Genomic DNA, 11,770 nt, shown 5'->3' on the forward strand with positions numbered 1-11,770 from the left:
GACACCTTTACAATATCAGAATGGGGTTCTTTTTTCATCACTTAACAGGTGAAAATGAAAAAGTAAATTTAAGCTGCCGTTAGGCAGTTGGCACATGTTTCAACGAAAAGTATGAATTGTTCAGGAATGAATGGTGTTTCTCATATGCTACCATTTGTAGTAGGGGGAGGAGTTTTGACCGCAGTTTCATTTCTTTGGGGGATTTATTCTGCTGATCCTAATAGTGAGCAATATAATGCATTTGCAGCTACTTTAAATCAAATCGGTGGCTTGTCTATGGGACTAATGGTACCAGTATTTTCTGCATATATTGCTGAGAGTATTGCCAAAAGACCAGGTTTAGTAGTTGGTTTTGTTGGCGGGTTGATAGCTAATGAAACAGGGTCAGGATTCTTAGGAGGAATTCTTTCAGGTTTCTTAGGTGGACTAATAATAATTTTGTTAGCTAAACTATTCGAAAAATTGCCTAAATCTTTAGATGGACTTAAAGCTATATTTTTATATCCAGTTTTAGGTGTATTCTTGATAGGTATTATAGTGTTTTCAACAGGAGGACCAATTGCTAGTGTTAATGAAGGAATGATGAGTTTCCTGGCAAGTGTAGAAGGATCAAATCCGTTACTACTAGGATTAATTGTTGGTTGTATGTCAGGGTTTGATATGGGAGGACCTGTAAATAAAGCTGCATATGTAACAGGAACTTTACTTTTAGGTCAAGGAAACTATACTTTTATGGCCGGAGTATCAGCAGCATGTATAGCCCCTCCATTGATGACAACTGTTGCTGTGCTCTTATTCGGTAAATACTATTCTAAAGAGGAAAGAAATGCGGGTTATGTTAATTTGATTTTAGGGTCAACACACATAACTGAAGGTGCAATTCCATTTGCTGCAAGTAATCCGTTATTAAATTTACCTTCTATTATGCTAGGTTCATCTGTAGCTGCAATTATCACCTACTTATTTCAAGTTCAAGTTCCCGCTCCACATGGTGGATTTTTAGTACTTCCTGTAGTAACACATGGTGTGCAATGGGTATTTGCCATACTAATAGGATCAGTAGTTGGGGGAGTAATGTTAGGATTAATTAAAAAAAGAGATTATAATAAACGAATTATTAGCAATTAAGGAGTGAATAATTTGATAAAAGAAGAACTAATATTTTTAAATAAAAAATTTGAAACGAAAGGTCAAGTATTCGAGTTTTTAGCTGAAACTTGTGAAGAGTTTAATATAAGTGATTCTAAAAAAGCAGTATTTGATGAATTAAATAATAGAGAAAATCAAGGAACAACAGGGATGATGGATGGTTTTGCTATTCCACATGCTAAATCTGAAAACATAAATAATGTGAGTGTAATAGTAATTAAAAATGACCATGGGATTAGTTGGGAATCAATGGATGGTGAAGATATAGACTTTATTATAGGTATGTTTATTCCTGAAAATGAAAAAGGTTCAGGTCATTTAAATTTATTATCACAAATTGCTAAGATGTTAATGAAATCAGATGCAAAAGAAAAATTAAAAAAATCTGATTCTGTCGATAAAATAAAAGAAGTACTTTTAAATAATATTAATTAAAACTTTTTAAGTTGTTAAGGAGAGAAGTATGTTAAATATTAGCGAAGAAAAATATGATAAATTAGTCGCATTGTCAAATGAAAATTCAGTGATTTCAGCACTTGCTATTGATCAACGAGGATCATTGAAGAAGATGCTAGGTAGCGAAGATGATTCAACAATTGAAGAGTTTAAAAAGATGATATCAAAAAATTTGACACCTTTTTCATCATCAATTCTATTAGATCCTGAATATGGATTGCCTGCAACAGAGGTACGTGATAAGAATGCAGGTTTAATTCTCGCTTATGAAGAAACAGGATATGATGCCTCATCTGAAGAGAGATATCCGGACTTATTAGACAATTGGTCAGCATTAAGAATAAAAGAAGCTGGCGCAGATGCTGTAAAAATTTTATTATATTATGATATTGATGCTAGTAAAGAAATAAATGATATTAAACATGCCTTTGTTGAACGTGTAGGATCAGAATGCGATGCAGAAAACATTCCATACTTTTTAGAGATATTAACATATGATACAAAAATCCAAGATGTAAAAAGTAGGGAATATGCAGAAGTAAAACCTCATAAGGTAAATAGTGCCATGGAATTATTCTCGGATCCTCGTTATAAAGTAGATGTTTTAAAAGTTGAAGTACCGGTTAACATGAATTATGTTGAAGGGTATGGTAATGATGATGAAATCTTATATTCTAAAGAAGAAGCAAAGCGTTTATTTAAAGAACAATCTGAAAAAACACATCTACCATTTATTTTCTTAAGTGCCGGTGTTTCTGCGCAGTTATTCCAAGAAACGATAAAATTAGCAGGTGAATCAGAGTCTACCTTTAATGGAGTACTGTGTGGCCGTGCAACTTGGAAAGAATCCACTGATATTTTTGCGGCAGAAACAGATTCAGAATATACAGAGACCAATACTTGGTTACAAACGACAGGAAAAAATAATATTGAAGAATTAAATCAAGTGTTGAATCAACATGCAGTTTCATGGAAAGATAAAGTATTAGTGAAATAATCGAATGATTGTATATATTACATACACAATACAAGAGATTTACATGAAGTAAAAACCGCACTATTCAAATAACATCACCATATTCAGCTATGAGCTTCGTTGCTCATGGCTTTTTTACGCCTCATAGAAATCACAAACAACCTATCTCTCGCTAGCAATTTTAATGTGATATAATTTATTTATATTGAGTCAAGGAGTTGATATACGGTGCTAGCGTTAATTTTGTTTGAGCGAGCTGCAATTGTTATTTTGTTAGCTTATATTCTTATGAACAATGATTATTTAAAACACATGTTATTAAATCGACGCCAAAGGAAATCGGTGATCGGTCTTAGTTTAATTTTTTCAGCATTTGCTATTCTGTCTAATATTACAGGGGTGTTGATTTCTTTTGACCAGCTATCTTTCTATCCCTTATTTGGTCAATTAACGGATGAGGTTGTGATTGCGAACACGCGGGTGTTGAGTATTGGTGTGAGTGGAATTGTTGGCGGGCCTTTAGTAGGGACGATGGTTGGTGTCTTGTCGGGGATCTTCCGATATTTTCAAGGTGGGACGGACCCGCATATTTACCTAATATCTTCTATATTAATCGGAGGCATTGGTGGGGCCTTTGGTCATGCTTCGATTAAAAAGCAAACCTACTTAACTCCGTTTCAGGGTGCAGGTGTAGCGGTACTTTTGGAGCTGGTTCAAATGGCATGTATTTACTTTCTAAGTTCGAACCGCGCGATGGGAGCAAATTTAGTGCAAGTGATTATGTTTCCAATGATGCTCGTTAATAGTGTTGGGATGAGTATTTTCTTATCAATTATATTGAATACGATTCGTCACGAAGAAGGGTTGAGAGCCATTCAAACGCAAGATGTCTTGCAATTGACGAAGGAGACTCTACCTTTATTTGGGAGTGGTTTGAATCCTGAGAATGCGCAGAAAGCAGCTGAGTTGATTCATAAGACGATGAAGGTGTCAGCGGTGAGTATTACGAACCGGAAAGATATTCTTGCTTTTACTGGGGCAGGAAGTGACCATCACCGAGTTGGCTCAGACTTGGTGACGGATTTATCGCGACAAGCGATTACGGAGGGTGAGATGTTGGTGGCGCATACGCGAGCGGAGATTGGTTGCCACTGTGAGACTTGTCCTTTAGAAGGGGCGATAGTGCTGCCTTTAAATGACGGAAATGATATTGTTGGCACTTTAAAATACTACTTTACAGATGACGACCAATTAACTGAGGTTGAACAGAAGTGGGCTGAAGGACTATCAGAAATCTTTTCAACTCAAATTCAATTAGGAAAAGTTGACTCGCAAAAGCATTTGTTGAAACAAGCGGAGCTACGCACTTTACAAGGGCAAGTGAATCCACATTTCTTCTTTAATACGATCAATACGATTAGTGCGGTGATGCGCTTTGATCCTGATAAGGCGAGACGATTATTAATTAAATTAAGTCAGTATTTTCGTGCGAATTTAACTGGAAACCGCCAAACTTTAGTACAAGTGACGAATGAACTGGAACAAGTCAGAGCGTATTTAGAAATTGAAGAAGCACGCTTTCCAGATAAGTTTGAAATCAGTTTTGATATATCCGAAACGTTGCATCACGTATTAATTCCATCTTTTCTAATGCAAGTGTTAGTTGAGAATGCGATTCATCATGCCTTTAAAGAGCGGGAAACGGACAACAAGATCTATATCGCATTAAAGCCCCAAGGTGAAAACCTAATATTCTCCGTTGAAGATAATGGATATGGAATTCCAGAATCTATCATTGAAAAGTTAGGGAAAGAGGTTGTGGAATCGGCAGAGGGGTCTGGCACGGCGTTGGAGAATTTAAATAAACGTTTAGTAGGTATCTATGGTACGAAAAGTGAGCTCCAGATTGAATCGTCGTCTGACGGAACCAAAGTGAGTGCTTTAATACCATATCTTTCAGAGAAGGAGAAGATGAATCATGAAAATTCTTTTAGTTGACGATGAGCAATTGGCTCGTCAAGAATTGAGTTATTTACTGACAGAAATAAAGTCGGGGAATGACTATTTTGAAGCGAGTCACATTAAGGCTGCCCAACAAATGCTCTTAAAAGAAGCCATTGATGTGATTTTTCTAGACATGCATTTGCAAAATGAATCTGGCATGGAGTTAATGGAAACTGTGACTCAGATGAAGGAACCGCCATTTGTCGTCTTTGCGACGGCTCATGATGACTTTGCGGTGAGGGCATTCGAGCTGGATGCGACGGATTATATCTTAAAGCCATTTGATTTGGAACGACTACAAAAAGTCATGGGGAAAATAGAAGCCCGAATGAGTCACCGGTCTGTTCAGAATGTACCGGATAAAAAATCTGACGCATCTTCGCGTGATAAACGCTATTTACCGATTGAAGATGAGGATCGAATTGTCATGGTAGCAATGAATGATGTTTATGTGGTGACGACTGATGAAGGCGAAGTCATTATCCAAACGCATGATAAAGAGTATCGTATGCGCGAGTCACTCAAAGCAATGAAGGAAAAGTTACCTGAGGAAAACTTCATGCAAGTTCATCGAGCCTATATTATTAACTTGAATGAAGTTGAAGAAATCCAGCCTTGGTTCAACCGAAATTATCAAGTCACGATGAATAATGGGTCAAAAGTCATTGTGAGCCGGTCATATATGCAAGCGTTCAAAGCTGTTTTTGGTTTGTCCTAAAGAGGGGCTGTATTTGCTCGCAATCCTATATTAAGAAATCACAATACTACAGCCCAACGGCTACTGAAACCAAAACGCTTTGAATGAATCCTGAACCGAAGCAGGCATTGACAAGGACTTCGGCTCAGCGAAACTCTCTGAATTAATCGAAGTAATTTCTGGGGACGGTTCTGTAACGGTAATAACAGCAAGCTAACTAAAATAAAGGTCGAGTCACGAGGATTCAAGAGGCAAAATCATCGTGAGTCGGTCTTTTTCAAGCTTTCATTGATATTTGAGGCTTGTTAGAGAGAAAGTGTAAACGCTTCACCTGCCGAGATGTGCATTTCATCTAAAATATTGTGCATTTGGTCACAAAACAGCCCTATTCTTTCTTATTTAATGTATATTTTAGTTAACAAAGAAAGAAGGAGTGGAAAAGATGATTTCCTTATTGGGTGGTATTGCTTTACTAGTGATTGGGTATTTTACTTACGGAAAATTTATTGAAAAGAACTTTCAAATTGCTCCAGATCGTAAAACACCTGCGGAAGTATTAAAAGATGGCATGGATTTCGTGCCAATGTCTCGTTCGAAAAATGCCATTATTCAATTATTAAATATTGCGGGGACAGGGCCAATTTTTGGTCCAATTATGGGAGCGCTCTACGGGCCAATCGCTTATGTATGGATTGTTGTCGGCTGTATCTTCGGGGGAGCCGTTCACGATTACATGATCGGTATGATTTCTTTACGTAATGATGGTGCTCACTTACCAGAGTTAGCCAGTCGTTACTTAGGTAAAAACTTCAAACATATCGTAAACCTATTCTCAATTGTATTACTCCTATTAGTAGGAACGGTATTCGTAATAACGCCAGCTAACTTAATTAGTAGTTTAACACCTGATTTCTTAACGATTGGTATTATTACGTTACTTATCTTTGTTTACTATGTCATTTCAACGTTATTGCCAATTGATAAAGCAATGGGGAAAGTATATCCATACTTTGGAGCCATCTTAATTATCTCGACAATTGCGATTGGTTTAACATTAATCTTTGGAAACTACCAAATGCCAGAGTTAACTTTATCAACAATTCGTTTAGAAAACTATAACGGTGTACCAATGTTCCCAGCGATTTTCTTTACAATTTCATGTGGAGCATTATCAGGTTTCCATGCAACTCAATCACCAATGGTTTCTCGTACAACAACATCAGAATCACAAGGTCGGTACATTTTCTATGGAATGATGATTGCAGAAGGTGTTATCGCAATGATTTGGGCATCGGCTTCAATGAGTTTATTCGATGCAGGAACGTTAAGTGCCTTAATAAATTCAGGAACACCATCGGCAGTTGTGAACGAAGTGTCAGTGATGTTATTAGGTAATGTCTTTGGGACCTTAGCCATCTTTGGTGTGATTGTTCTTCCAATTTCATCGGGTCTATCAGCTTTCCGAAGCTTACGCGGAATTATCGCGGACTACATCAATGTGAAACAAGATACAACTAAGAAAGTCTTAATGTTAACTATTCCAATTTTCGTCATATCATTCATGCTTACTTTAGTAGACTTCAATTTACTATGGCAATACTTTAACTGGGCAAACCAAGTGACAGCCGTAATTGCATTATTTATTGCGACACGTTACTTAAGATTGAAAAATCGAAACTATATTGTTGCTCTAGTGCCAGGTGCCTTCATGTTATATGCCGTGCTAGTGTATATCTTAAGTGAGCCAATCGGCTTTAACCTAGGCTTAACACCAGTGACATATCTTGTCGGTTTAGTCGTATCCGTGATTATCCTTTGGTACTTAAGGAAAGCAGGAACTAAACAGATCAGTACTCTGGACGAAAACTCAGAAATCGTCAACGACCACTTGCCAATTGGAACCTTCTCATCGGGGAAAGTGTAGATAGTATATATTACAAACTCAAGTAACCTACTAACATTTTTAAAATGTTGGTAGGTTTTTTTATCCCAGTTATATTCATCCCGCAACAATTCCCATCTTCTGGAACTGTGACCTGACAATGGAACCCGGTCCAAACTAATTGAAAGCGGTTGCCTAAACTGGGAACTTCACTTAATATAAATATACATTATAAAAAAAGGAGTGAGTAAGTATGATGCAAAAGATACAGCGTTTTGGAGGAGCGATGTTCGTTCAGGTTTTATTATTTTCATTCGCAGGTATTATTCTTTCTTTAGCCATTCTCTTTCAGAATGAGATGATCAGCCGAGCAGCGAATGAGAGTGATGTGTTAATAATTGCGATTACGAGTAGTCAAGCACGCTTACTTACCCGCATTGCCAAGTATACGATTTACTTTCAAACAATTACTATTCCTTATAAAAATGATGAGATGGTATCTTTTCTACCCGTCAGTTGAGTTACGAATATGTTATTTTTAAAGTATTTTAATTATGTTCGAAAATTAGAATCCGAAGAAAGTTAGGAGAACCTTATGATTATGTCGAAAAAATTAATGAATCGTATGATTTATGGTGTGATAATATTATTTTGCCTTACCCCTTTCTTATTCCTCTTCTACATTAATATAACCGCATCAATGCAGTCGGTCACGATGGTTGATTTACTTCAAACAACTCCGGTACTGACGTTACAAATGCTAGCCATCTTTTTATTACCGCTAGCAGGTTATTTAATTAAGTTGAAATGGGATAAAGTGCAAGACGAGGAAAGTCAGCATATTTTCTACGCTAGCATTGCTCTATTAATGATTGCCTTATTTATGTTAAATAATGTCGTACACGGATTTTTATTACTGATTTTATTATTTTTCGTCACAAAATATTTTGCGATTTCAATTAAAAAAGCTTTCGCGACCTTTAAACAACCAAAGTTCGCCTTGGCGACTTATAGTGGTGAAATCTTTATGTTAGTAGTATCAATTATGATTCAATTGATGATGAACCGGGTCATGTAAGAAATTAGAAGCATTTAATCCTGAGTAGGCTCTGAGATTAGATGCTTTTTGCGTACTGTAGTATACTTAATCTATAGAGATAACAAGGAGTGGTGGTGTGGAAACATTTGAAGAATACTTGAATGCCATGGGAGACCCTGAGCATAAAGAGAAGCTGACTGAAATTCTAGTCTGGGTTAAAGAGCATTATCCAAATTTAAATACGCGAATTGCGTGGAATCAACCAATGTTTACAAATGAAGGTACATATATAATAGGTTTTAGCCATTCCAAGGGGCATATTTCCCTAGCGCCTGAAGTGAAGCCAATCAAAGAGTTCAAAGAAGAGATTGAAGCCCTTGGCCTCAGCCATACGAATAATATTATTCACATCAAGTGGACTGATCCAACCCCCTTTTCATTAATTGACACCTTGATAAAATACAACCTCGAAGACAAAGCCGGTTACACAAAATTTTGGCGTTAATCGAGGATTAGCGTCTTTTTTATATTGACTAATAGGGGAGTCAGTTTTAGAATGATTTAGAAAAGTGTTATCAAGAAGATAGGCCCGATGAAGTGAGTGTGTTAGTTTTTGATATTGGTGGAGCTGTCGCAATGAATAGGCAACTGTAAGAGGGCGAAACTTATTTGCGAGTGAATTTGGCTATATGTTAATGGATTCGGAAACAACATTAAGTAAGGCCGCATCAACGTATTCCCAAATGAAGCAACATAATAAAGCCAACCAAGCTGAGGCACAGATTAAAGACGGTCTTGAACTATTTGAAATCGCTGAAGCGGGTAATTGAAATGCATTAGAAATTATCGATGGCTTTATGAGCTTTCTTGCGTGGGATTTATAATTTATCTGTGATTATCAATCCGAATTAATTGCGCTCGGAGGCGGCATTTCTGTGCGGGAAAATATTGTCGAAGGAATCGCTTTACGGGTTAAAATGTTTTTAGACCGAGACGGCGCATCTGAAATTGAGCCAATGTCCAAGAATGTCACTTTTATAATGATGCGAATTTAATGGGAGCCGCAGTGAATTACAATCGTTACTTTATCTAAAGGGAGTGCAGAATGGAAAGGCATAAGATAAATTATAAGTTGGCAATTTGGATATTGCTGCTTCGCTTCATAGCCGGCTATCTGAATGTGATGGTGCTCTTATTATTTGCTCAATCAGTTGCTGGACATACTGGTAATTTGACTAAAGTTGCTATCCTGTTTGCGCATGGAGATTATGATGTGATGTTAAACATGGCCTCCATGTCGATCAGTTTTTTAGTAGGGGCAACTGTTGGAGGGTATTTTTATCCAACTGACCGGTTTCAACCACGATTAAATTACGGAAATTATTTAATTATTATGGGTGTCATTTTATTACTGTTCAACTGGTTTGGTTATCAATCAGTCTATTTCCTTATTTATATTGCCTTTAGTTTCGGCTTACAAAATGGGATGTTCGTCTTCTATAAAGGTTTGGTCATTCGAACAACAATATTAACTGGAACAGTGACCGATATTGGTGTGGAGCTGGGACGCAATCTCCGAGGTGGAACCGAAGACCGCTGGAAACTGCGCTTTCACATTGTGAATCTGTTGTGCTTCTTAATCGGCGCTGTATCAGCGACAGCCATTCATCTATACACAAATTGGAATGTGCTATTGATCGCAGCCGTGATTGATATTGCGATTGGTTTATATTATTTCACCTTAAAAGAAGACATGATTAAAGAGAGTTTGGAAGAGGAATAGTGAGGAAGACCTGCGAATGTAGGTCTTTTTTATTTGGGTTTGGGGTTGTGGGGCGTCGTGAGTTGGCACGACGGACCGCAAATCCGTTTCCGTAGCGTCGTGAGCTAGCACCACGCCCCGCAAGCTCATTTCCGGACCGTCGCGGGAGTTTACGACGCCTCGGAGACTCACCTTTGAATGAATATTAATAAAATAAAAACGAACTATATGTCTATTAGACGTATAGTTCGTTTTTTATCACATACATTTTGGGTTAAAAACATAAAATAGGAATAGTGCATTGTGAAATTCTGCAAGGTGTTTACAATGGGAATCGATATTATTTACATAAACTTTACATAAAAAGATAAAAATTTACTTGAAATTTACGATAAATTTACAATAGGTTGTTAATATTAAAGCTGTTAAAAATTTAGGAGGAATATTATGAAACTTAAAAAAGCGTTAGGGTTTATTACAGTTGCAGGGACAGTATTATCAAGTTTAGGTTTATCTAGTTTAACATCAAATGTGCAAGCTCAAGATATGAAAGAAGTCGTAGTTTACTCAAACTCTTTATCTGATTCTCGTGAAGAATGGATTGCTGAACGTGCAGAAGAAGCTGGATTTTCTTTAGAATTTGTAGCTGCTGGAGGAGGAGAAATCCTTAACCGTTTATTAGCAGAAAAAAATGCACCACAAGCTGATGTAACATTCGGTATGGATGAAGCAAGTTTTGCACAATTAACTGAAGAGCAAATATTATTAGAGTATGTTCCTACTTGGGTAGAAACAATCCCAGAAGAAGCAAATATTGGTAATGGTTTCTACCATCCATTAGTAGAGCAACGTATCTTCATGATTTATAACCCAGAATTTGTAAGTGAAGATCAAGTGCCTTCTAATTGGCAAGACTTAGCAGCAAATCCTGATTTACAAGGAAAATACATGGTTCCCAACGAATTAGGTGGAGGAACAAACCAAAAGGCAGTAATGAGTATTCTACTACAATACCAAGATGAGAATGGCGAATACGGTATCTCTGATGAAGGTTGGATACAAGTAGAAGAGTATTTAAATAACGGTTATATGACACCAGAAGGTGAAGACGCTTGGCAAAACTTTGCAGACGGAAAAACTGTTATGACATATACATCAACAAGTACTTTACCTTTAATGGAAGAACAATATGAATTTGAAGGAGTTATTGTAAACCCTGAGCAAGGTGTAATTACAATGCGTGAACAAATCGGTATCTTAGATAAAGGTGAAGATCATGACTACACTGCTGCACAAGAATTTGTTGAGTGGTTCGGCGGAGATGAAATCCAAGCTGAGTGGGCACCTGAATTTGGTTCTCACCCATTAAACGAAGTGGCTTATGAAGCAACAACTGATCGCGTCAAAGAAATTGTAGATGCAACAGAACCAATGGATGTTGATTGGGATTTCGTTCGTGAAAACATCAGTTCTTGGGTTGAAAAAATTGAATTAGAGTTAATGCCTCTATAAGTAGCGAAAGAATAAGGTAAGTAATTGTGAAGGCACAATTAGGAATGACTCATCAGTTTACTACGTTAATCTGACTATTATTATTTCCTAAAGTCTTAACAATCATAAAAGGTGTTGAGCGGAAGAAAATCATTCTTTCGCTCTTAATTTTTAGGGAGGATTTTTTCGGTTCTTTGTCAAATCGTGTTGGTCAGAGATTTCCGAGGTAGAAAGCTTAAATGCTTTCTACCTTTTTTTATGCGACTTTAGTATTTAATTGTTTGTTGATCACTTTTTCTTCTTCAAAAGTTAAG

The 11,770-nt window shown here is 36.9% G+C and carries 11 protein-coding genes and 1 pseudogene; all 12 read left to right on the forward strand.

Annotation, left to right across the window (positions count from 1 at the left end; all coding sequences use genetic code 11):
* Window positions 1–126: 126 nt before the first annotated feature.
* A pseudogene (locus ACEN33_RS10695) lies at window positions 127–1,128 on the forward strand (PTS fructose transporter subunit IIC); the annotation flags it as partial.
* Window positions 1,129–1,140: 12 nt separating this feature from the next.
* Complete coding sequence (locus ACEN33_RS10700) at window positions 1,141–1,584, forward strand: PTS sugar transporter subunit IIA (RefSeq protein ID WP_407095079.1); 444 nt, start codon at window positions 1,141–1,143, stop codon at window positions 1,582–1,584.
* Window positions 1,585–1,612: 28 nt separating this feature from the next.
* Window positions 1,613–2,602: a tagatose-bisphosphate aldolase gene (gene lacD, locus ACEN33_RS10705; protein ID WP_407089688.1), complete on the forward strand. Its 990-nt coding sequence runs from the start codon at window positions 1,613–1,615 to the stop codon at window positions 2,600–2,602.
* Window positions 2,603–2,809: 207 nt separating this feature from the next.
* Window positions 2,810–4,579 carry a LytS/YhcK type 5TM receptor domain-containing protein gene (locus ACEN33_RS10710; protein ID WP_407095080.1) on the forward strand — a complete coding sequence of 590 codons (1,770 nt, stop codon included), beginning with the start codon at window positions 2,810–2,812 and terminating at the stop codon, window positions 4,577–4,579.
* A complete protein-coding gene (locus ACEN33_RS10715; protein ID WP_407089686.1) occupies window positions 4,560–5,303 on the forward strand; it encodes a LytTR family transcriptional regulator DNA-binding domain-containing protein in 744 nt (247 codons plus the stop codon). Before ACEN33_RS10710 ends, ACEN33_RS10715 begins: the two co-directional genes overlap by 20 nt.
* Before the next feature lie 421 nt (window positions 5,304–5,724).
* Window positions 5,725–7,206, forward strand: coding sequence for a carbon starvation protein A (locus tag ACEN33_RS10720; protein ID WP_407095081.1), 1,482 nt, complete (start codon window positions 5,725–5,727; stop codon window positions 7,204–7,206).
* 211 nt (window positions 7,207–7,417) lie between these two features.
* Window positions 7,418–7,684, forward strand: a complete 267-nt coding sequence (locus ACEN33_RS10725) for a hypothetical protein (protein WP_407095082.1) — start codon at window positions 7,418–7,420, stop codon at window positions 7,682–7,684.
* Window positions 7,685–7,765: 81 nt separating this feature from the next.
* Window positions 7,766–8,242 carry a hypothetical protein gene (locus tag ACEN33_RS10730; protein ID WP_407089685.1) on the forward strand — a complete coding sequence of 159 codons (477 nt, stop codon included), beginning with the start codon at window positions 7,766–7,768 and terminating at the stop codon, window positions 8,240–8,242.
* 97 nt (window positions 8,243–8,339) lie between these two features.
* Window positions 8,340–8,708 (forward strand): iron chaperone, encoded by a 369-nt coding sequence (locus tag ACEN33_RS10735; RefSeq protein WP_407089684.1) that lies wholly within the window; start codon window positions 8,340–8,342, stop codon window positions 8,706–8,708.
* Window positions 8,709–8,892: 184 nt separating this feature from the next.
* A complete protein-coding gene (locus ACEN33_RS10740) occupies window positions 8,893–9,033 on the forward strand; it encodes a hypothetical protein (protein WP_407089683.1) in 141 nt (46 codons plus the stop codon).
* 275 nt (window positions 9,034–9,308) lie between these two features.
* A complete protein-coding gene (locus ACEN33_RS10745; RefSeq protein WP_407094245.1) occupies window positions 9,309–9,986 on the forward strand; it encodes a YoaK family protein in 678 nt (225 codons plus the stop codon).
* Window positions 9,987–10,412: 426 nt separating this feature from the next.
* Window positions 10,413–11,477 carry an extracellular solute-binding protein gene (locus ACEN33_RS10750; protein ID WP_407094244.1) on the forward strand — a complete coding sequence of 355 codons (1,065 nt, stop codon included), beginning with the start codon at window positions 10,413–10,415 and terminating at the stop codon, window positions 11,475–11,477.
* Window positions 11,478–11,770 lie beyond the last annotated feature (293 nt).

Source organism: Ruoffia sp. FAM 24228, from assembly GCF_045528575.1.
Taxonomy (GTDB): domain Bacteria; phylum Bacillota; class Bacilli; order Lactobacillales; family Aerococcaceae; genus Ruoffia; species Ruoffia halotolerans.